Below are 20,680 nucleotides of genomic sequence, written 5' to 3'. Positions count from 1 at the left end.
TTGAAATATTAGGCTGCTCGTTTTACTTTTTTTACCTTTGTTTCGTATACATATGTATCGAGTTTCAACTTTAATTTAGAAGGAATTTGACCGCGATATAATTCTGAAATCGCTTCAATAACAAACTTCTTCTCTGTATATAAATCTTCAATACCACGATACACTTTTTCAGCAAGAGGGATTGCAATCATATTTGCAAGTACTGACCCATACAATGTCGTTAACATCGCAACTGCCATCCCTGTACCAATTTGCGATGTGTCTTGCAAGTTTTGAAGCATAATGATAAGACCGATTAAAGTCCCTATCATGCCCCAAGCTGGAGCGAAATCGCCAATTTTATCTAATAATGCTGCCCCTTTTCTTAACTCATACACTTCCGTTTCAACATCTTTCATTAACACTTCTTTTAATTCATCTTCATCGTAACCACTTAACATTAATCGAATTCCTTTTTGAATAAAAGGATTGTCTACTTGCTCTCCATCAACTTCTAAAGAAAGTAGGCCGTGTTTTTTAGACTTTTTTGAAAAATCAACAAATAAATCCGTTAACTGTTCTAAATTTTCTTCTTTTCTATGTAAAACAGTAAAAATGCTTTTCGTATATTTTTTTATTTCTCCAAATCGATATGCCACAACAATTGTCGCTGTAGTTCCCCCTATGACAATTAAAATAGATGAAACATCTAAAAAGTTTTTAAAAGCTTTTATTCCGCCGCCGCCAATCATAATTGCCGCTATCACTATAGCAAAACCTACTATAATGCCGACTGGGCTAGAAATGTCAAACTTCCTTTTTCTTCTTTGTGGTCTAGCAAATCCTTGATTTTCGTCTCCCATATTCCTGCCCTTTCCTTTTCATTTTTATAAAACATTTTTTTATTTTAATAATGCGTTTTCACATATAATAAGTATTATACGCTTATCATCTGTTTATCGCAATATACTCATAAAATTGACACATTTCATTTCCATATTAAAATTATAGTATGGAAATATGAGGAGGATCACAATGGAACATAACATTTTACAAGTCATTGCACTAGCAGAAAAACTAAAATATGAAATGCGACATAGCTGGCTTTCTAACGGACGTCAAGAAAGCGTTGCTGAACATACGTGGCGCATGTCTCTAATGGCCATTTTAGTTGAGCCTTATTTAGATCAAAAAGTAAATATTGAAAAATTACTTAAAATGGTTATTATTCACGACCTAGTCGAAGCTGAAGCTGGTGATATTCCTGCTTTTGATACAATGAATAGTCATGAATTACAATTACAAAAACAAATAAATGAGCAAGAAGCCATTTTAAATATTAAACGAACATTAAAAGGTTCTCTCGGTGAGGAATTATATGATTTATGGATGGAGTTTGAAGCGAAAGAAACGTACGAAGCAAAAGTAGCTAACGCACTTGATAAGCTTGAGGTGAAAATTCAGCATAACGAAGCTGATATTGATACGTGGCTACCAATTGAGCATAAAATGACATTCCAAGTAGCAAAGCATACAAACTTTGATTCTTTCCTATCTAAATTACAAAAAATGATTGAACAAGATGGCGAAAAGAAATTACTAGCTGCTGGCATTGACGTGGAGGCTTGCAAACGATAATGAAAAGACACTCAATTTGAGTGTCTTATTTTATTATCGTTGATATAGCCTGCTTGTATATAAGCTGTTGTTTTCCATCAACTAACATTAAAACGGTAAATTTGTCTATTGCAACAACTTCTCCTACTATTCTAACGCCACTCTTTAAAAAAATTGTAACAATACCTTTTTCTTCTTTTATTTGTTTATATAGCTCTTCTTGTAAATGTTCCAAATACTTTTCTCTCCTTTTCCGCAAAATATCTTAATATAAAACACTACAAATTATTTATGTACTTTATCTTTTACATTCATAAACTTATTAATAAGTATATCTAAATCTCGGCTAAATAACAAAACTTTATCATGATCCAATCCGTGTCTAGCAACAAGTTGGATTAGCTCTTTCTTTTTGTTTTCTATTTTATTGTGTAATTTTCCCATCTCCATCTCTTTACTAAAACTCCCTTTTCCCATAATATTACTTGTAAAATTATAGTACAAATCCTCTCATAAAAAAATATAAAAATGGTTTTTTTTACAATTTTTATATTTTTTTATGAACAAATTGCAAAATATATAATGATTTCTTCACATACCCCTAGCACAATATACAATCAAAATAACCATACAGGCGTTTGTCTAATTACAAAAGAGACTGGCTCCTTTTCCATACAAAAAACATACTGTATATAGTAGTCCATGAATTATATAGATTAACTTACTCAAAAGGAGGAAAACATATGAGCTATGGTGGAAGTTGCTCTGGTTTCGGCGGTGGATTTGCTTTGCTTATCGTACTATTCATCCTTCTAATCATCATCGGATGTAGCTGCTGGGGTGGCGGCGGATACGGATACTAATATATCCTATCCTTAACAAATGAACGAAAAACTATACGAAAACAGCTCATATTCGAGCTGTTTTTTCATACTTTCGTATGAAGTGATATCCCTCTTTTTTGTGATTTCAACTAATAAAAAAACGTTTACTATGAAATAAGAAATGTTTTACTAAGGAGGATTACAATGATTAAAGGTCTTTACGAAGCACACTTACCTGTCAGTAACTTAGAGATATCAATATCTTTTTATGAATCACTTGGACTGAAATTATATAAAAGAGGAGATGATATTGCTTTCTTTTGGATTAAAGAAAACGAAAGTTGGCTCGGTCTTTGGGAAGGCACAGAATACAAAGTTAATTATCACCCTTCTTTACGACACATCGCCTTTCAAGTAAGCTTACATGATTTAGAAAATGCAATACACTGGCTAAACCAAAAAGGAATTTCAGCAAGAAAAGATTTTGGAATGGAACCAATTGAGCCGATTGTTTTTCCAGAATTAGCACATGCCGCCGTATACTTTAATGATCCTGACGGAAATAGTTTAGAATTGATCGCACAATTACCTGTTGGACTTCCTACAGCGGAGAAAGTGTATTTAAGCGAGTGGAAAAAACAAGTTCAAGCATCATCATTACATAAGGATTAATCTTTTTATGTCAGTTTCTTATTCCGCACTTCTTAAAACAAATAGTAACTTCAAAAAACTATTTTACGGTCAAACATTAAGTGTACTTGGAGATTGGTTTCATACTGTAGCTTTAGTAACATTCGTCTATAGCCTAACGGAATCGCCATTTATGATTGCACTCACTTTTATAAGTAAAGGCTTACCACAGCTACTTCTTAGCCCCTTTATAGGCGGAGTTGTAGATCGTTTTTCTAAAAAGAAGATTCTGATTTTTACCGATTTTTTACGAGGCATGATCGTCCTCACTTACTTATTTGCATTATATAAAATTGAGATTATTTTCATTTCTAACATATGTTTTTCCGTACTTTCTTGTTTATTTGAACCAGCTAAACAAGCAACCTTAAAAAATATCGTACACCAAAATCATTTCGTAACTGCTAACTCTCTTTCTAGTACAATTAATGGTTTTATGTCTATTATGGGTGCTTCTTTGGGCGGGATAATTGCACAATCTTTACATATTGAGTTCGCTTTTTTAGTAAATAGCCTGTCATACTTTATTTCAGCCTATTTTATTTATACTATGAATGTCCCTTCTCATGATACTTGTAACAAGAAAAAAGCATTTTTTACTGATATAAAAGATGGTTACACATACATATTACAAACAAAAATCATTTTAACGTTAATTCTTGTCGGCATTTCATGGGGTATTATTGGAGGCGCTTATCAGCTACTTCTAACAATCTATGCCGAAAAGATTTTCCACACCAACATTGGAATTTTATATACGATTCAAGGGGCTGGGCTTATGATTGGGAGCCTCCTCGTTAACCTTTATATATCTAAAAATGAAGAAAAAATGAAAAAAGTATTCGGTTGGGCCTATTTCCTACAAGGAATTTTCTTTCTCGGATTCATGTTGTCCGATCAACTTATTATCGGTATCATTACATTGCTCTGTATGCGCATAGCAGGAGGAATTATCGTTCCACTTGATACGACATTACTTCAAACTTATACGAATGAAAATATGATGGGTAAAGTTTTTTCATTCCATTATTCCATTTACGGATCACTTATTCAGTTATCCATGTTTTTTACAGGAGCGCTTTTAGAAATTCTTTCTCCGCAAATTATTGGTAGCCTATTAGCTCTATGCTGTATTTTTGTTAGTTTTATATGGCTTTACCTGTTTTATCGCGGGAAACTGAGTGAAGAATCTACTAACACTTAATAGCATGTTTATGTACATGCTATTTTTATTTATGTCGAAATATAAAGGAAAAAGGCGATTTATTTTCCTTACGTTCTAATTTTTTAGAATGTACAATAAATTTAGATCATAAGAAAGGAGATATCATAATGTTTGACGATAGACTTACTATTTCAGCTGAGCAGCAGAAGCTCATTTCTAATGCAACTCGCATTCAAATTCTTCACCTTTTAAAAGACGAGGCACTCACTGCAAAACAAGTAGCTACTAAACTAAATAAATCTGCTGGTAGCGTTCATTATCACGTTCAAATTTTATATGATGGAGGGTTACTTGAATTAGTAGACACGAAAGAAAAACGAGGAATTATTGAAAAATATTACAAGGCAAAATCTGCTCATTTCTATATTGAAGAAAGCGGCACAGAAGGAACGAATACAGGCAGTCATATTGTATCTCATTTATTTTTAACTCCAGAGGAATTACAACAGCTTACTTGGGAAGTTACACAAGTTTTATTACGCTGGGAAAACAAAACCGCTCGTCAATCAAACTCCGAAGAGGAATACGCTATTTCCTGCAGGATTAAAAAACAATGAAAGAAAGGTCCAACTGCTTATGAAAAATAAATTATTATTATTGTCGGGAACAGGAATTTCTCGTTTAGGTGATTTTATGTATCTCATCGCCCTAAACTTAATGGTGTTAAATAGCACAAACTCCCCTGCTGCTGTAGCAGGATTATGGATTGTTGGTCCAATTGCGACCGTTGTTACAAAAATATGGTCTGGTAGCATAGTAGATCGATTAAACAAACGGTCCATTATGCTCATCACAGATATAATTCGGGCAGCTCTCATTGGCTGTATTCCACTATTTGATTCTATTTGGGCCATTTATATTTTTATCTTTTTAACTCGCATCGCTACATCATTTTTCGATCCAGCATCATTTTCTTATAGAACAATGCTCATACGAGCTGAAGAACGCGCTCAATTCAACGCTTGGAATAACTTTTGTACAAGCGGGGCTTTTATTATCGGTCCAGCCCTTGCCGGAATACTTCTCACCACGTACTCAGCATCCTTTGTAATTTACTGCAACTCACTTTCCTTTCTACTTTCTACTATTCTCATTTATTTCTTACCAAACATTACACTACAAACAAAGCAAAACGAAGAAGTTGCAAATACTTTCGTACAAACATTACGAAGTGATTGGAAACAAGTTTTTTCATTCGCTCGAACTGAAACTTACATCATTCTCATATTCGTTTTATTTCAAGCCACTATGCTTGTTTCTATGGCGCTCGATTCACAAGAAGTTGTATTCACAAAACAAGTACTGTTTTTATCCGACATGGAATATAGCATGCTTGTTAGTATAACTGGTGCTGCATATATTTTCGGTTCATTTCTTGTTTCTCTCTTTGCTAAACGATTACCGATTCAACATTGTATCGGATTCGGTACGATATTCACAGCAATAGGTTATGTAATATTCGCCTTTTCAAATTCATTTATAGTCGCGGCAGGCGGTTTCATTTTACTTGGCATTTCTTCATCATTTGCTGGTACTGGCTTTATCACATTTTATCAAAATAACATCCCGGTTCATATGATAGGACGTATTGATAGCGTATTTGACTCAATAAAAAATTTCATCCAAATCTTTTTCGTTTTAGCAATTGGGGCATCCGCACAATTTCTTTCCGTTCAAATTACTGTAATCAGTAGCTCGTTACTCATTCTTTTCCTTTCCTGTTTATTAGCAATCCGGGTAATGACGCCTTCACGAGAAAAATATTTTAAGGCTACAGGGTCATCATTGGAATATTAAATGCGAGAAAAAAGCGGCTATTTAGCCGCTTTTTTCCCGTTTTAAAGGACAGTAAGCCCCACTGATTAAAGTTTCACTTTATGTTAAAATATGTATTGGATCTGATTACGTAGGAGGGCTATTTGGGAAATTACATTCATTTTCATATGTATTATATTAGTAGCTTCTATTTTACAAACGAGTACAGGTTTTGGCTTTTCTATTATGGCAACACCTTTCTTACTCATGTTATTTCTACCACAAGAAGCTATACAAATAAATATCATTTTATCATTAATTATTTCCATATCACTCATCTGGAAAATAAGAATGGACATTGATTTTATTCTATTGAAAAGATTAATTTTCGGAAGTATAATTGGTGTTCCTTTTGGTATTATCATTTTCACTTCCATTAACATCAACACATTTAAATTAGCAATTAGCATCCTTCTCTTACTATTAACGTTGATGCTAATATGCAACTTTAAGATTCAATCAACAAAATCTAGAGATTTCATAGTTGGCGGATTATCTGGTCTTTTAACGACAAGTATCGGTATGCCAGGACCTCCACTGTTACTTTATTTTACAGGAACTGATACGAAAAAGGAGAAGTTACGAGCAACTACATTGGCTTTTTATCTATTTATATATTTCATTAGTCTACTAACTCAAATACTCTTCACTGGGACAAACAAAACAATTTGGGAATCCAGTTTATATGCTATTCCAATCGTATTTCTAGGTTTGTATATAGGTCAAATTATTTTCAAATGGCTTAATCAACGGATTTTTAAAATATTTACGTACATCCTTTTGAGTTGTACGGGTATGTATCTTCTTATTGAAAGTTTGCATTTATTATAAGTAAGTTTTTCAAGATAAAACGATTAAAGCTTGCTTCATTTTTCTCCTCCAAAAAAGGCAGACCTGCATGCAGGTCTGCCTTTTTACTCATTTCTTATTAAATCCTTTTTCACTTAAAAACTCTTTCATATGCATTCTTTTTTCTTTAGCCATAAACGAACTCATTGATTCCGTCCATGTTACGTTTTTCTTGTTTGCTGATCTTTCTTTGTAATACGAGCTCATCGTTTCATCGTATTCGTTTAATAATTCATCATATTTCTTTTCATCATACCCATTTTCATGAAGAATTGCTGCTACTGGTAAACGCGGTTTCACTCCATGATTTTCATCTGGTACACCAACTGTCATTCCGAATATAGGATATACTTTATCTGGTAAATGAAGCAATTCACTTACTTCTCTCGGGTTATTACGAATACCACCAATATAACAAATACCGTATCCTAACGATTCTGCTGCTAACGCTACGTTTTGCGCGAACAGTGAAGCATCTACAGTCGCAACGATAAAGTCTTCTACTCCTTCATGCTTAATCTCTGTACCATGCTGTTCACACGCCATTTCAAGTCGTTTTAAATCTGCACAACAAACAAAGAATGCTGCGCAGTCTTTCACGTGACGATTTCCGGATAGCTCTGCTAGTTTAACCTTTAGGTCTTGATCTGTTACATATATAACAGAATACGCCTGTACAAAATGCGAGGAAGCAGCATGCTGCGCAGCTTGCACCATTCTTTCTACTACATCTTTCGGAATTGATTCTTCTTTATATTTACGAACTGAAACGTGTTGCTCCATTTTATGTATGATCTCATTCATGAAAAACACTCCTTTTTTCTCTTCATAATGAAAAATTAACATATCTTTTGCAATATTCACAACTTATAAGCACAAAAAGAGCAATTCTTTTTGAATTGCTCTTTTTTAAAACGTCTATTAGTACGGTAAATGAAATTATATCGACGATTTTTCAAATATATCGACTTATCAACAAATACCGACAGGTTTACATCAAATTATTTCTTGTCTTATTACGTTGTTTTCAAAACTTTAATACCTTTTACGATATTCCAAATGAAGTAATAAATCCCTACAAGAATGAATACTGCATATGTGATCATCATTCCAATTCCAGCACCATCAGATTGATTGAAGCTTAAACCATATATGCCGGATACTGCTAATCCACCAAATAAAACCGCATACGGGAAAATATGTGACCAAAATGCTTTTTTCGCGTGGTATTTCACTTCATCCTCCGCAACGAAGTAGACGATAATTGGCAGTAAAAATGGTGCAAAAAAGATACTAAAGTAACATAGTGAAGATAATATATTATTTCCTTTCATCCGATTCACCTCTAAATAGTTTTTGTTATCTTCATTATGTCAGGAATCGATTCTAGAAACTATCGCTTTACCTTTCATGAACATGACATATTTGTAAGATTTTCATCAAAAATAATCCCGACTGGACTTCCAGACGGGATTACTTTTCTCTATATTCGATTCATAAACCAATATTGCGTAATGGCTAAATACTCTCGTATATTCGATGGAATGACAATTCGCTTCGGTGTTTCAGCCGGAAGACCTTCTAATTGTAAACCTTGCTTGGCTGCTATTTTTTTCGCTCTAAACATATGGAAATCGTTTGTTACGATCATTCCTTTTTTCATATTGTCTGGAATTAACGGTTTTGAGAATTTAATATTCTCATCTGTACTCGTTGACTTATCTTCCATTATAATGCGGTCTTCTGCAATTTTTAGTTTCATTAATCCATTTTTCATTGCTAATGCTTCTGAAATATCTTCTCCTTTTCCTTTCCCTCCAGATACTATAGCAATTGTTTTCTCATGTGATTGTAAATACTCAGCTGCTTTATCAATACGATATTGCAATGAGTACGACGGTTTCGTTCCATTTACTTTCGATCCTAATACAATTATATAATCCGCATCGTAGGTTGCATTCATCTGTCCATGCTTATAAATGTTATATTGTAAAAATCCTGCATAAACGGTGCAAATGATTATAATGCCTATCATATACTTAATTATTTTCTTCTTTTTCATATCCATATACTCCTATGTTCTTTGCTTCTTTCATGATAATATCCATTTATTTGTTTGTATACAGACAAATTCCAATTCAGCCTAATTTATCCTCTGGAAAGTAATATTTATATTTCTTTCGGGAACAGTAAGTACAACTTTGCACGAAGGAGTGTCTCTATTGCTTCTCTTTTTATGTAACGTATCGTTCTTTTTCATCTTATTTTTACTATCACTTAAAATGCTCGGTAAATCAGCTTTAGCACAACTAACTCCTCATGATTTTGGTGCTATTATCTTTTTATCTTATTTAGCTTTTCAGGCCATACCTGTCTCTGGTGCTTTGCAAGCTTTTCTCGGTATGGTCGTTATTACATGTTTGCATTTGCTTCTTACAAAATTAAGCTTACTAAACAAACTAAATCGTTTTATTCTCGGACACCCTATCATTTTAATTAAACATGGTGATATTATTTTTGAAAACTTACAAAAAAGTAGATATCCAATCGCTGAACTACTGTCTAACCTTCGCGTCGCAGGATATCCAAGTGTTCACGAAATTGAATATGCTATTTTAGAAGCGAACGGAGCCATTAGCATTTTACCAAAGCGTGAACTTGTACCATTAACTCCAAAAGATTTAAACATAGATGTTACGTATGCTGGATTACCAATTGCCCTTATCGTTGATTCGCAAATTCAATACGATAACTTAAAGTTAATTCATAAAGACGAAAAATGGTTATATAAAGAATTAAAAGAAAAGGGCATCACTAATATTAAAAGCGTTGCTTTCGCGTCTGTTCAAGAAACAGATGGATCTTTTGCGATTAGTTTAAAAGAGTAAAAAAATCCCCTTACTTGCTCAAGGGGATTTTCTTCATTAAATCGCTTCTTTCTCTCCCGCCATATTTAATGGAACAGGATGTTTCATACGATTCATCGTAAATACGATAATCGCTGTCAATACTTCAGCTACTGGCATAACGAGCCAAATTCCATTTATCCCAAATACTTTTGGCATAATCCATAATAATGGAATAATAAATAGTAACCCTCGGCTCATTATAATCAGCACTGATTTTGTCGTTTGTCGCACTGATTGGAAGTACTCTCCATACACAATGTTATATCCTAAAAATACATATTGGATAAAGAACAAGCTAATACCCGTTAATGTTAACTCCAATAACTCTGGAGATTGGACATCAAATAGACCAATAATATATTTCCCGAAGAATAATCCGATAACTATTGCAATACCACCGAGTACTACCGCAATTTTTACAGCGAACTTTAATCCTTCACGCAATCTTTCTGGTAAATTTGCCCCGTAATGGAAACTAGCGATCGGTTGTAACGCTGCTCCAACACCGAAGAATAGTAGTAATGTCATCGCATGAATACTGTTCACCATCGCATAAGAAGCGACTCCTACTTCTCCTGCATATTGAACGAATGCAATATTAAAACCAATCGTAACAATCGCTACTGTACTTTCTGCTGTAAAACTAGGAAAACCTATAATCATAATTTGTTTAACTGTATCCCATTCAAAATGGAATTTCGTCCACTTTAAAATGCTACTTTTTCTAAAGAAATGCGTTAATAATACAAGGAAACCAATTGCTGCTGAAAGAATAGTCGCTGAAGCAGCACCTGTTACACCCCATCCAAAGATGAAAATAAAGATATAGTCAAACACTATATTTAATACAGCAGTTACAACTAGACCTGCCATTGCTAAATTAGGATTTCCGTCATTTCGTATAAATGTACTTAAAATATTTTCTAAAACGTATATCATTCCAAATGTTAATAACACGTGTAAATAGTCTAACGCATACGGTAAAATCACTTCGTTTGCACCGAATAAGTATGCTAAATCTTCTATTCTCCATAAGCAAATCGCTGCTAACACACCTACGATAATTACTGCTACCGTCATGGATTGAGTAAAAATAGATCTTGCCCTATCTAATTTATTTTCACCTAGTGCAATGGAATATAACGTTGCCCCGCCCATTCCAATCCATAATGAAATAGAGAAGAAAATTGAAAACGCTGGAATAGCCACGTTTACTCCTGCTAATCCGTTCGCTCCAACTCCCCTACTAATCATAACCGCGTCAATCACAATATTAACTGACATTAACACCATTCCTAGAACGGCTGGTATTAAATAAGAAATAAATAAACTTTTTATCGGTTTTTCTCTTAACTTTTCTGTTGTTTCCATCATATAAATGCTCCTTTTTCAATGCTCTTTTCACAGTTTAAACCTTCAAGTTACTTGAAGGTCAATAGAGAATTAAAAAATAGGTAACTTAATTATCGTGTTTGATGCCAATTTGTAATGATACGAGTCCTACAACTTATTGCTTTGTTTTTTCATTATAGGAATTTGAATTTCTGTTACTTGCTCCTCTGGATTATCTGTTACAGACCAATCAATTAATGCAATCTCAATCGCATCTCCACTTACTTCGTATCCTTCTTGATTAATATATTTCATTAACTTCTTATACGTTTCATCCGTTTCTTCATATGGTCCATGATGATATACACAGGCAAACATGCCTTCTTTAATTTCATCTGAACTATGTATTTGAAAAGGCATGTAATCCAAAAGAATAAAAACACTGCTATATGCTTGAAACTCATTTTGCATTAATCCTTTTTTCGCAACTGTTACACCGATATCTCCAGAAAATAAGCTATCATCCATTTGTTTCATATTTTTTTGCAACGAATGAATATAGTACTCAAACATATCATCCGTCGTATTCGGGGCAACCGCAATTGCTGTAATTTTTCGCTGCGGGATCTCTTTAATTACCATTTGTTCAGCTTTTGCTTTTGTCGCTTCCTTAATTAAATGAATTTTATGTTCCATTTTCGCCAAAGCATACTCAATTTCTCTTTGTTTTTTCAACATCATTTCTTGTTGTTTTTCCAGTAAATTGAGTGCGTATGCCGGATTTCTTTCATCAATATATTTCTTAATTTCCTTTAATGGAATATTTAATTGGCGTAAAAATTTAATCGTATCTAATAGTGAAAATTGATCGATCGTATAATAGCGATAATTTGTTTGCGGGTCCACAATGGACGGATGAAAAATCCCCTTTTCATCATAATAGCGTAAAGTAGATTCCGCTATATTATGCATTTTTGCCATTTCTCCAATTGTAAAACGTTTATTTAATAACATCTTTTATTTCCTTCCATTTCTATTTATTTCATTATATGTTCATTCTGTCTTCAAAACAAAAAAGAATTCCCCTAAGAGAATTCTTTTTATTAAATCTTAAACCTCTATTATTATAGGAAGGATCATCGGTTTTCTTTTCGTGTTAGTATATATAAACTTCCCTAAAGCCTCTCTTACTTCTCTTTTCAAAATACCCCAGCTATTCACATTCTCTTTCTTTAAATTATTAATCGTAATAACAGCTAATTTATTTAATTCCTTCAAAAATTCTTCTGAATCACGAACATAGACGAATCCACGAGAGATAATATCAGGACCGGAAATAATTTCTCCATCCATTTTATTAAAGGTAATAACTATTACGAGCATTCCATCTTCTGAAAGTTGTTTTCGATCACGTAATAAGGCATTTCCAACATCACCAATTCCTAAACCATCTACATATATATTTCCAGCCTGTATTTTTCTAGATTGAATGGCCACTTCATTACTTATATCTACAACATCTCCATTACGAACGATAAAGATATTTTCTTTTTCGACACCAATTGATTCTGCTAACAAGCTATGGTGATGTAGCATTCTAAACTCTCCATGAATTGGGATAAAATATTTAGGTTTCATTAAAGTGAGCATTAATTTCAATTCTTCTTGATACGCATGACCAGATACATGAACTCCAGTAGAACTACCTGATCCATAAATTACTTTTGCTCCTAAAGCAAATAAATTATCTATAATTCTTGAAACGTTACGTTCATTGCCTGGAATCGGAGTCGCCGCTATAATAACCGTATCTTCTGCTAAAACATCAACTTGTCTATAGTTTCCACTCGCTAAACGCGCTAAAGCTGCCATCGGTTCTCCTTGACTTCCTGTACAAAGTATCGCTACCTGCTTTGGATCTAAACGATTTACTTCACTCGCTTCAATTAACATGTCGTCTGGAATATGTAAATACCCTTTCTCTAGAGCAACTTCTACTACATTTACCATACTTCTCCCGAGCAGAGCTAGTTTTCGATTTGTTTTTATGCAAGCTTCAACTATTTGCTGAACACGATTCACATTAGAAGCAAATGTAGAAATAATTACTTTTCTATTTGCTTTCATAAATATTTCCTCTATCCGTTCCCCTACCGATCTCTCTGATGGAGTAAAACCTGGTCGTTCTGCATTTGTACTTTCAGATAGTAAAGCTAGTACACCTTCACTACCTATTTTAGCCATTTTATGAATATCAGGATGTTGGTTATTTACTGGTGTTAAATCAAATTTAAAATCCCCGGTGTGTACTACAGTACCTTCTGGTGTATGAAACACAATACCGAGACAGTCTGGAATACTATGATTCGTTTTAAAGAATGTCGCCTTAATAGAACCGAGATCGATTTCTGATTCTGCGTGAATAACGATTAATTCCGTATCATTTTGAAGATTATGCTCTTTTAATTTAATTTCAATTAAACCTAACGTTAACTTCGTCGCATAGATTGGTACGTTTAGTTGTTTTAAAAAATATGGTATTCCACCAATATGGTCCTCATGTCCATGCGTCACGACTAACCCGCGAATTTTTTCTTTATTTTCTTGTAAGTATGTGATGTCTGGAATTATTAAATCAATTCCTAATAAACTTTCATCTGGAAATTTAGATCCACAATCAATAACGATAATATCATTTTCATATTGAATAGCGTACATATTTTTTCCTATTTCATTTACTCCACCTAAAGCAACGATAGACAAATTGTTTTTTAATGACTTCAAATGATAAGCCCTCCCTTTCACATTTATAATTCTTGAAATCGTATTTAGGCTTTATTATTTGTAATGAAAAAGGGCTTCATACTATTTCATACATATAAAAATTCACACACTATTCTTATATGTATATCCCTAATAACACCTTTTCTCTCCAAAAAAGCTCCCATTTTTTCATTGATTTTTTGTAAAATATATTATATATTAATTACAGGTTCAAATTACGAGTTCAAAAGAACTTGTAATCAGACCCTTTGTTTAATGGGTTTTACATATTTTCATTAGGCAAATTCCGAGAAATCGTATGATAAAAATAAAAATGATGAGGAGAGGATCCGATGGATTTCGAATTTTTCTTTCAAATTGCACTTATTTTATTAAGTACAAAGCTTGCTGGTGACCTTAGTGTTAGACTAGGTCAACCTTCTGTACTCGGTAAATTAATTGTCGGTATCGTTATCGGTCCAGCTATATTAGGTTGGATTGAAAATTCAGAGCTTCTAACACAATTAAGTAATGTCGGTGTTATTCTTTTAATGTTTATGGCAGGACTTGAAACAGACTTAGAGGAATTAAATGCAAATCGTAATTCTTCTTTAGCTGTTGCCCTTGGAGGTATCATTCTACCATTCGTAGGTGGTTACGTTTCTGGTCTTGTTATGGGAATGGAACAAGGAAATGCTGTATTTTTAGGATTACTTCTATGTGCGACAAGTGTTAGTATTTCCGTACAAACACTTCGTGATTTAGGAAAGATGAAAACACGTGAAAGTACAACTATGCTTGGCGCGGCTGTATTTGATGACATTCTTGTTGTTATTTTATTAGCATTTGCAATGAGCTTCTTAGGTACAGACGATGTTAACTTAACAATGGTTATCTTGAAGAAAGTTGTATTCTTCGCTTCTATTATTTTAATCGGATGGAAAGGTGTTCCTGCGATTATGCGCTGGTTATCACCACTACGCGTATCTGAGTCTATCGTGAGCGCGGCTCTTATCATCTGTTTCTCATTCGCATATTTCGGCGAACTATTAGGAATTGCTGGTATTATCGGTGCTTTCGCCGCTGGTATCGCTATTTCTCAAACGAACTACAAACATGAAGTAGAAAAGAAAGTAGAACCAATCGCTTACGCTATGTTCGTTCCAGTATTCTTCGTTAGTATCGGTATGAATATTACATTTGACGGTATTGGCAATCAAATTTGGTTCATCCTAGCATTAACAGTAATCGCTGTATTAACGAAACTAATTGGTTGTGGATTTGGTGCGCGAATGACTGGATTTGACGCTAAGTCTTCTGCAATTATCGGTGCTGGAATGGTTTCTCGTGGTGAAGTTGCACTTATCATCGCAGGAACAGGACTTTCTTCAGGTCTACTAGCACAAGATTACTTTACAGCTATCGTTATTGTCGTTATTTTAACTACAATGATTACACCACCAATGTTAAAATACACTTTTGGTGCAAAAGATAAAGCAATGAAAGCAAGTAAATAAGTTTAATAAAAAAGGAGATTGCTATCTTATAAGATAGCAATCTCCTTTTTCGTTTTATCTTTAAACAATTTTATTCGTTTTTAACCATTTTTCAAAAATAATTCGTGCTTCTTCATCATCAATATCATTACTAAATGAATACACCATAATGCCGTAATCATCTATATATTCACCTAGCTTCATTTTCTCCACTTTCTTATAAAAATTGTCTACCTCATAGTGCGGAATATAAGCGTCCCAAACTGGTTCATTTATTCTTTTGTACGCCGTCACTTCTAAATCGTATCCATCTTCATAATACCCGATGTGATAATGTTGACTAGGGTCATATTTCTTCATAAAAGTTCCCTCCCTTTGAAAATTTATCATATTTCACATAATAAACAAAAGCGAGCTGTATATTACAGCTCGCTCGATTCATTAAATACGTTCCATCGCCGTCTTCAACGTTCCAACAACAAAGGCAATTTCTTCACTTGAAATAACAAATGGTGGTGCTAATGTTAAGACGTTATTATATCCTGCTGTTGTCATGCCGTTTCGTCCAATAATTAAACCTTTTTCTTTACAAGCATTTACAACACTTGCAATTTTGTCGTTATCAATTGGTTCTTTCGTCTCTTTATCATTTACTAGTTCGATTCCAACTAGTAGACCTTTCCCTCTAATATTCCCAACAAGTGGATGCTCTCCAATTTCTTCTTTTAATTGCTCTAATAAAAGCGAGCCCATTTGTGCAGATCGCTCAATTAAATTTTCATTTTCCATAATCTCTAAGTTTTTAAGCGCTAATGCACAAGCTGCAGGATTTCCACCAAATGTATTAATATGACGGAAGAATTCATATTCTCCCTTCCCTTTAAATGCTTCATATATTTCTTTTTTCACAGCTGTCGCTGATAACGGTAAATATGCGCTCGTAATCCCTTTTGCCATCGTAATAATATCTGGCTGAACGTCATAATTCATAAATCCAAATGCTTTTCCTGTACGTCCGAAACCGCAAATCACTTCATCACTAATGAGCAAGGCACCGTGTTTTTGACACGTTTCATGAACAGCTTTCATATAGTCTTGTGGCGGCATTAAAATGCCTCCGCCCGTAATAATTGGTTCCATAATAAAAGCTGCAATCGTTTCACTTAATTCCCATGTCATAACGCGATCTACTTCTTTTACACATTCTACATCATAAATATTCTCTCTTTCTATTCCAGGCATACGATAACAATCTGGCGGCGTTACATGTAAAAATCCTGAAGCAAATGGCTCATATTGATATCTACGCTGTGCTTGTCCAGTCGCTGCCATCGTTGCCATTGTATTTCCATGATACCCGCGGTAACGTGACATAAATTTATAACGATGCGGTTCACCTTTTTGAGCATAGTATTGTCTTGCTATTTTAAAAGCTGTTTCGTTCGCTTCCGAGCCACTATTAGAGAAGAAAATAACATACTCTCCTCCAAGCCACTCATTTAATTTTTCTGCAAGCTTTATAGCCGGTTCATGCGATTGTGACATTGGAAAGTATGATAATGTTTGTAATTGCTTATAAGCCGCCTCTGCGAGCTCTTTTCTGCCATATCCACTATTCACACACCAAAGACCACTCATACCATCTAAATATCTTTTCCCTTCTATATCTTCAACCCAGCACCCTTCTGCTTTTGCCCCTACCATTGTACTATTTGGACTAAAGGGACGCATTCCGTGCCAAACATATTGCTCATCTTTTGCTAATAATTCATCAGTCTGTTTCGTTTTCATCATTTCTTCCACCTTCCATAACAACTTATTTTTCACAAAAGCTGTGCTGGTGCCATGATGATTTAATTTTCTCCCTGCTTATTTTCATTCCACAAAATTAAGACAAAATCCTACTTACAATACAGTAATATTTACAAGAAAAAAAGAGCTTTTCTTATATATCGAAAAGCCCTTCTCTTTTTAATGTGACGATGCATCACTAACACCATGACCTGTATTAGATTTCACAAGAATCTCATCAAATTTCGCAGCATCTTCTTTCTTACTAGATAACACGGTTCCTAAATATGCTGCAAGGAATCCAAGCGGAATTGAAATAATTCCAGGTGTCGTATATGGGAATATCGCTTCCCCAACAAATATAGCTTTTCCAGCTACAGGGTTCCAAACATTTGGACTTAAGGCTACGAGAACAATTGCTGATACAAGACCAACGACCATACCCGAAATGGCACCTGTTGTATTGAAGCGCTTCCAATATATTGTGAATAATATAACTGGTAGATTTGCACTCGCTGCAACTGCAAATGCTAATGAAACTAAAAATGCTACGTTCAACGTTTGAGCAAATAACGCTAGTATAATGGATAATACCGCTACCCCAATAGACGCATAGCGAGCCATTGACACTTGCTCTTTTTCCGTTGATTTCCCCTTGCGAATAATTTCATTATAAAAATCATGTGCAAATGCTGATGCTGCTGTTAATACAAGGCCTGCCACTACAGCTAAAATAGTTGCAAAGGCAATTGCTGATACGAAAGCAAATAAGAAATCTCCACCTAACGCTTTAGCTAATAAAGGTGCTGCCATATTACCAGCAGGGTTTGCTTTCATAATTGCCTCATTTCCTACAAATGCTGCTGCCCCAAATCCTAAGAAGATTGTCATAATATAAAATGCGCCAATTAACCACGTAGCGTACACAACAGATTGCCGTGCCGTTTTTGCATCACGTACTGTAAAAAAGCGAACAAGAATATGTGGTAATCCGGCAGTACCAAGAACTAGTCCTAAATTTAAAGACAGTGTATCAAGACCATCCTTATACTTTACCCCTGGATTTAAAAATGAATCTTTTAATGGCGTAGCTGTTTTCATTTGCGCGAACATTTCAGTCACACTAAAATTAAATTTTGAGAAAACGATAACAGAAATAATAAATGTACCAGCCATAAGTAATACAGCCTTAACAATTTGTACCCAGCTCGTCGCAGTCATTCCGCCAAAAATAACGTACACTGTCATTAATGTACCAACGATTAAAACGGATGTCGTATATTCGATCCCTAATAATAATTTAATAAGTGCACCAGCCCCAACTAATTGTGCAATCATATAAAAAATCGAAATCGTCATTGTATTAAGCGCTGCAACGCCGCGAACTTTTTTCGCATCAAAACGCGCCGCAATCATATCTGCTAACGTGTACTTCCCTAAATTTCGAAGTGGCTCTGCAACTAAGTATAATACAACTAAGTAAGCAACTAAGAAACCGATACTATAAAAGAACCCATCAAAACCAGTTAATGCGATGGCTCCGGCTATACCAAGAAAAGACGCAGCAGACATATAATCTCCCGCAATGGCCAGACCATTTTGCCAACCAGTTAATCCCCCTCCAGCTGTATAAAACTCACTCGCATTTTTCGTTTTCTTCGATGCAAAATAAGTTATGACGAGTGTACCAAGAACGATGATTAAAAATAATGCAAAAGCGGTTACATTCAAAGTTAGCCCCTCCCTTTTTGCATATCTTGTAGAATTTTTTGCGAGATTTTATCAAAGGATTCTGCTTTTTTGCTATAAATCATACATAATGACCACGTCATGATAAATTGCGCAAATGCAAACACCCATGCCCACGTAACATCCCCAAATGCTGGTGTATTGAGCACCTTTGAATACGATGTTAAAATAGGTAATGCAATAAAAAAGCTTAAAAAGAAAATACTCATCGGAACGATAAACTTCTTTTTCGTATTTAATAGCAATTGAAATTCTTCTGACTGTACAACCTCTGTATAATTCACTTCATTTTGTAACTTACGTGCTGATGTATCATCTCTTTTCATTCCCATTCCCCTCTCTTACTGAAAATACAATTCCCCCTTGTATACCTAAAGACTAAATTTTATAAATATTCAGAAACTTATTTCTATTTTAGACAATCCATACATTCCTGCAAAGATTTTTCGATAGACATTTTTCGCCAATTTCTCCTAAGTTTTTAATATACTTTTTCAACATAAAAATTACGCACTTCAATTCCTCACCAGTCAAGCTTTACAGGAAGTTATCTTCCATCTAACTTCCTCATATTTGCCGGATTTTGAGGCGGGAGTTTTACCACCCGGCAAATTTCCAAATAAAAAAAGTAGTGCTTATCGCACTACTTCTGTCTTTTTCTCTTTTTCTAAATTACGAGCTGTTTCACTTAATTCAACGTCTTTCCCATCTTTAAGCGTTCCAAATATGAAATCGAATACTGGATTTGAAACACCAAACCAAAACTTTTCATTTTTATAATGGTGTAATATGTGCTGTTTTTTTAGCCATCTTCCAAACTTAGTGAACGGACGAATCGGCTTATGTGCAATATAATGTTTCCATTCATAAACGAGAAGCATGATAATCATTCCAATTCCGAATGAAAGTGTAATAGTAGCACTTTTTGTTATACCATATGCTATAAGTAAATATATAGTAAAGCTAGGTATACTAAACCATACAGGCAAAAACAATAGTTTTAAATCATCTGGATATACATGATGATCATAATGTAATCTTCTTAACATTTTTAATAAAAATACGTTTTTAGGTGGCTTTAAATGGAATAAAAACCGATGTGTCATATATTCGTTAAGCGTATAAAAAACAATCCCAAACAAACACGCGAACATACCGATCCATGTGAAAAATTGCATTTTTAAAATAATGATGAAAATAAATAAAATACTATACATAATAACGATATCATGTTGTAAAAAGAACTCTTTCCCCACTCTCTTCATCTTCCTTCCCCCTTTTCCAAAAAAACAGCCGCAACATATCGTTACGACTATTTCTTTTATTTTTTATTTTATTCTATTCACTTTACAAATTTGCCTGCTGCTCTATTGTCGAGAAAAAATTGTTCGATCCAAATATATTTTGCTTTGGAATAATATGTTCCACCGCAAACACTGTTACTTCTCCTCTTTGTACCTCTCCAATAATGAGCCCAAATATTTCATGATTTAGCGCAAACGTTGGTTGCTTTGTTTGCAGTAATCTTGCTGCATTATGAAATACCGCTTCATATAGTGGATTCCTATCAGTAATTTCTTTTCGGATTTTGGGTGCTAACGTAATAATAATTTCTTTTCCGTCAATAGTGGTTCGATACAT

Annotated in this window: 24 protein-coding genes; 9 read left to right on the top strand and 15 right to left on the bottom strand. The window is 34.2% G+C overall.

What is annotated here, in order from left to right; translation table 11 throughout:
• Positions 1 to 8 precede the first annotated feature (8 nt).
• Positions 9 to 842, bottom strand: a complete 834-nt coding sequence (locus RBB48_RS16605) for a flagellar motor protein MotP (RefSeq protein ID WP_098230168.1) — start codon at positions 840 to 842, stop codon at positions 9 to 11.
• 172 nt (positions 843 to 1,014) lie between these two features.
• Here RBB48_RS16605 and RBB48_RS16600 point away from each other — a divergent pair, with 172 nt between their 5' ends.
• Complete coding sequence (locus tag RBB48_RS16600; RefSeq protein ID WP_064476552.1) at positions 1,015 to 1,617, top strand: HD domain-containing protein; 603 nt, start codon at positions 1,015 to 1,017, stop codon at positions 1,615 to 1,617.
• 25 nt (positions 1,618 to 1,642) lie between these two features.
• Here RBB48_RS16600 and hfq read toward each other — a convergent pair whose 3' ends face one another.
• Both hfq and RBB48_RS16590 read right to left on the bottom strand, forming a co-directional pair.
• On the bottom strand, positions 1,643 to 1,831 hold the full coding sequence (hfq, locus tag RBB48_RS16595) for an RNA chaperone Hfq (RefSeq protein WP_087985600.1): 189 nt from the start codon (positions 1,829 to 1,831) through the stop codon (positions 1,643 to 1,645).
• Between the two features lie 50 nt (positions 1,832 to 1,881).
• The gene (locus RBB48_RS16590; protein ID WP_002096752.1) at positions 1,882 to 2,100 is read right to left on the bottom strand and encodes an aspartyl-phosphate phosphatase Spo0E family protein; all 219 of its coding nucleotides are present in this window, start codon (positions 2,098 to 2,100) and stop codon (positions 1,882 to 1,884) included.
• 239 nt (positions 2,101 to 2,339) lie between these two features.
• On the opposite strand from RBB48_RS16590, the gene RBB48_RS16585 reads away from it, so the two are divergent.
• From RBB48_RS16585 to RBB48_RS16560, 6 genes are all read left to right on the top strand, one after another.
• Complete coding sequence (locus tag RBB48_RS16585; RefSeq protein ID WP_000120183.1) at positions 2,340 to 2,459, top strand: YjcZ family sporulation protein; 120 nt, start codon at positions 2,340 to 2,342, stop codon at positions 2,457 to 2,459.
• A gap of 165 nt (positions 2,460 to 2,624) precedes the next feature.
• The gene (locus tag RBB48_RS16580; RefSeq protein ID WP_000589719.1) at positions 2,625 to 3,092 is read left to right on the top strand and encodes a VOC family protein; all 468 of its coding nucleotides are present in this window, start codon (positions 2,625 to 2,627) and stop codon (positions 3,090 to 3,092) included.
• A 7-nt stretch (positions 3,093 to 3,099) separates the two neighbouring features.
• Positions 3,100 to 4,314, top strand: coding sequence for an MFS transporter (locus RBB48_RS16575; RefSeq protein ID WP_262801183.1), 1,215 nt, complete (start codon positions 3,100 to 3,102; stop codon positions 4,312 to 4,314).
• 128 nt (positions 4,315 to 4,442) lie between these two features.
• A complete protein-coding gene (locus RBB48_RS16570) occupies positions 4,443 to 4,892 on the top strand; it encodes an ArsR/SmtB family transcription factor (RefSeq protein ID WP_000459087.1) in 450 nt (149 codons plus the stop codon).
• A gap of 19 nt (positions 4,893 to 4,911) precedes the next feature.
• A complete protein-coding gene (locus RBB48_RS16565; RefSeq protein WP_097889720.1) occupies positions 4,912 to 6,132 on the top strand; it encodes an MFS transporter in 1,221 nt (406 codons plus the stop codon).
• A gap of 120 nt (positions 6,133 to 6,252) precedes the next feature.
• On the top strand, positions 6,253 to 6,981 hold the full coding sequence (locus RBB48_RS16560; RefSeq protein ID WP_306007864.1) for a sulfite exporter TauE/SafE family protein: 729 nt from the start codon (positions 6,253 to 6,255) through the stop codon (positions 6,979 to 6,981).
• A gap of 87 nt (positions 6,982 to 7,068) precedes the next feature.
• Here the strand turns inward: RBB48_RS16560 and nfsA are convergent, their stop codons facing one another.
• The 3 genes from nfsA to RBB48_RS16545 form a co-directional block, all read right to left on the bottom strand.
• Positions 7,069 to 7,803, bottom strand: a complete 735-nt coding sequence (gene nfsA, locus RBB48_RS16555; protein WP_088608790.1) for an oxygen-insensitive NADPH nitroreductase — start codon at positions 7,801 to 7,803, stop codon at positions 7,069 to 7,071.
• A gap of 212 nt (positions 7,804 to 8,015) precedes the next feature.
• Positions 8,016 to 8,333 (bottom strand): magnetosome magnetite crystal formation protein family, encoded by a 318-nt coding sequence (locus tag RBB48_RS16550; protein ID WP_087985595.1) that lies wholly within the window; start codon positions 8,331 to 8,333, stop codon positions 8,016 to 8,018.
• 149 nt (positions 8,334 to 8,482) lie between these two features.
• Positions 8,483 to 9,061 (bottom strand): YdcF family protein, encoded by a 579-nt coding sequence (locus tag RBB48_RS16545; RefSeq protein ID WP_088062754.1) that lies wholly within the window; start codon positions 9,059 to 9,061, stop codon positions 8,483 to 8,485.
• A gap of 160 nt (positions 9,062 to 9,221) precedes the next feature.
• Here RBB48_RS16545 and RBB48_RS16540 point away from each other — a divergent pair, with 160 nt between their 5' ends.
• Positions 9,222 to 9,887 carry a DUF421 domain-containing protein gene (locus RBB48_RS16540; protein ID WP_000923941.1) on the top strand — a complete coding sequence of 222 codons (666 nt, stop codon included), beginning with the start codon at positions 9,222 to 9,224 and terminating at the stop codon, positions 9,885 to 9,887.
• A gap of 36 nt (positions 9,888 to 9,923) precedes the next feature.
• Here the strand turns inward: RBB48_RS16540 and RBB48_RS16535 are convergent, their stop codons facing one another.
• The 3 genes from RBB48_RS16535 to RBB48_RS16525 form a co-directional block, all read right to left on the bottom strand.
• On the bottom strand, positions 9,924 to 11,279 hold the full coding sequence (locus RBB48_RS16535) for an MATE family efflux transporter (RefSeq protein ID WP_087985632.1): 1,356 nt from the start codon (positions 11,277 to 11,279) through the stop codon (positions 9,924 to 9,926).
• Positions 11,280 to 11,408: 129 nt separating this feature from the next.
• The gene (locus tag RBB48_RS16530) at positions 11,409 to 12,254 is read right to left on the bottom strand and encodes a MerR family transcriptional regulator (RefSeq protein ID WP_088062753.1); all 846 of its coding nucleotides are present in this window, start codon (positions 12,252 to 12,254) and stop codon (positions 11,409 to 11,411) included.
• A 96-nt stretch (positions 12,255 to 12,350) separates the two neighbouring features.
• Positions 12,351 to 14,024, bottom strand: coding sequence for a ribonuclease J (locus RBB48_RS16525; protein ID WP_088062752.1), 1,674 nt, complete (start codon positions 14,022 to 14,024; stop codon positions 12,351 to 12,353).
• Between the two features lie 332 nt (positions 14,025 to 14,356).
• Between RBB48_RS16525 and RBB48_RS16520 the strand changes: the two genes are divergently transcribed.
• Positions 14,357 to 15,520, top strand: coding sequence for a cation:proton antiporter (locus tag RBB48_RS16520; RefSeq protein WP_048543422.1), 1,164 nt, complete (start codon positions 14,357 to 14,359; stop codon positions 15,518 to 15,520).
• Between the two features lie 60 nt (positions 15,521 to 15,580).
• On the opposite strand, the gene RBB48_RS16515 is transcribed toward RBB48_RS16520, so the two are convergent.
• The 6 genes from RBB48_RS16515 to RBB48_RS16490 form a co-directional block, all read right to left on the bottom strand.
• Positions 15,581 to 15,859, bottom strand: a complete 279-nt coding sequence (locus RBB48_RS16515) for a DUF3986 family protein (RefSeq protein ID WP_088062751.1) — start codon at positions 15,857 to 15,859, stop codon at positions 15,581 to 15,583.
• 81 nt (positions 15,860 to 15,940) lie between these two features.
• Entirely contained in the window at positions 15,941 to 17,290 is a 1,350-nt protein-coding gene (locus RBB48_RS16510) for an aspartate aminotransferase family protein (protein WP_306007863.1), read from the bottom strand.
• Positions 17,291 to 17,470: 180 nt separating this feature from the next.
• Positions 17,471 to 19,021 (bottom strand): solute symporter family protein, encoded by a 1,551-nt coding sequence (locus tag RBB48_RS16505; protein ID WP_001103252.1) that lies wholly within the window; start codon positions 19,019 to 19,021, stop codon positions 17,471 to 17,473.
• A gap of 2 nt (positions 19,022 to 19,023) precedes the next feature.
• Positions 19,024 to 19,365, bottom strand: a complete 342-nt coding sequence (locus tag RBB48_RS16500; RefSeq protein ID WP_062822009.1) for a DUF485 domain-containing protein — start codon at positions 19,363 to 19,365, stop codon at positions 19,024 to 19,026.
• A 309-nt stretch (positions 19,366 to 19,674) separates the two neighbouring features.
• Positions 19,675 to 20,304, bottom strand: a complete 630-nt coding sequence (locus RBB48_RS16495) for a sterol desaturase family protein (RefSeq protein WP_000832138.1) — start codon at positions 20,302 to 20,304, stop codon at positions 19,675 to 19,677.
• Between the two features lie 82 nt (positions 20,305 to 20,386).
• Entirely contained in the window at positions 20,387 to 20,680 is a 294-nt protein-coding gene (locus RBB48_RS16490) for a hypothetical protein (protein WP_000286360.1), read from the bottom strand.

This window comes from Bacillus sp. MMSF_3353, assembly GCF_030733445.1.
Lineage (GTDB): Bacteria > Bacillota > Bacilli > Bacillales > Bacillaceae_G > Bacillus_A > Bacillus_A wiedmannii.
Note: the sequence above shows the minus strand (reverse complement) of the source record. Positions and strands in the feature narration are given on the sequence as shown.

Excerpts from the sequence above, each read along its gene's own strand:
- RBB48_RS16510 (WP_306007863.1), bottom strand. The coding sequence starts at position 17,290 with ATGAAAACGAAACAGACTGATGAATTATTAGCAAAAGATGAGCAATAT.
- RBB48_RS16580 (WP_000589719.1), top strand. The coding sequence starts at position 2,625 with ATGATTAAAGGTCTTTACGAAGCACACTTACCTGTCAGTAACTTAGAG.
- RBB48_RS16495 (WP_000832138.1), bottom strand. The coding sequence starts at position 20,304 with ATGAAGAGAGTGGGGAAAGAGTTCTTTTTACAACATGATATCGTTATT.
- RBB48_RS16565 (WP_097889720.1), top strand. The coding sequence starts at position 4,912 with ATGAAAAATAAATTATTATTATTGTCGGGAACAGGAATTTCTCGTTTA.
- RBB48_RS16570 (WP_000459087.1), top strand. The coding sequence starts at position 4,443 with ATGTTTGACGATAGACTTACTATTTCAGCTGAGCAGCAGAAGCTCATT.
- RBB48_RS16545 (WP_088062754.1), bottom strand. The coding sequence starts at position 9,061 with ATGAAAAAGAAGAAAATAATTAAGTATATGATAGGCATTATAATCATT.
- RBB48_RS16520 (WP_048543422.1), top strand. The coding sequence starts at position 14,357 with ATGGATTTCGAATTTTTCTTTCAAATTGCACTTATTTTATTAAGTACA.
- RBB48_RS16535 (WP_087985632.1), bottom strand. The coding sequence starts at position 11,279 with ATGGAAACAACAGAAAAGTTAAGAGAAAAACCGATAAAAAGTTTATTT.
- RBB48_RS16600 (WP_064476552.1), top strand. The coding sequence starts at position 1,015 with ATGGAACATAACATTTTACAAGTCATTGCACTAGCAGAAAAACTAAAA.
- RBB48_RS16500 (WP_062822009.1), bottom strand. The coding sequence starts at position 19,365 with ATGAAAAGAGATGATACATCAGCACGTAAGTTACAAAATGAAGTGAAT.
- RBB48_RS16550 (WP_087985595.1), bottom strand. The coding sequence starts at position 8,333 with ATGAAAGGAAATAATATATTATCTTCACTATGTTACTTTAGTATCTTT.
- RBB48_RS16515 (WP_088062751.1), bottom strand. The coding sequence starts at position 15,859 with ATGAAGAAATATGACCCTAGTCAACATTATCACATCGGGTATTATGAA.
- RBB48_RS16575 (WP_262801183.1), top strand. The coding sequence starts at position 3,100 with ATGTCAGTTTCTTATTCCGCACTTCTTAAAACAAATAGTAACTTCAAA.
- RBB48_RS16605 (WP_098230168.1), bottom strand. The coding sequence starts at position 842 with ATGGGAGACGAAAATCAAGGATTTGCTAGACCACAAAGAAGAAAAAGG.
- RBB48_RS16530 (WP_088062753.1), bottom strand. The coding sequence starts at position 12,254 with ATGTTATTAAATAAACGTTTTACAATTGGAGAAATGGCAAAAATGCAT.
- RBB48_RS16490 (WP_000286360.1), bottom strand. The coding sequence starts at position 20,680 with ATGTATCGAACCACTATTGACGGAAAAGAAATTATTATTACGTTAGCA.
- nfsA (WP_088608790.1), bottom strand. The coding sequence starts at position 7,803 with ATGAATGAGATCATACATAAAATGGAGCAACACGTTTCAGTTCGTAAA.
- RBB48_RS16585 (WP_000120183.1), top strand. The coding sequence starts at position 2,340 with ATGAGCTATGGTGGAAGTTGCTCTGGTTTCGGCGGTGGATTTGCTTTG.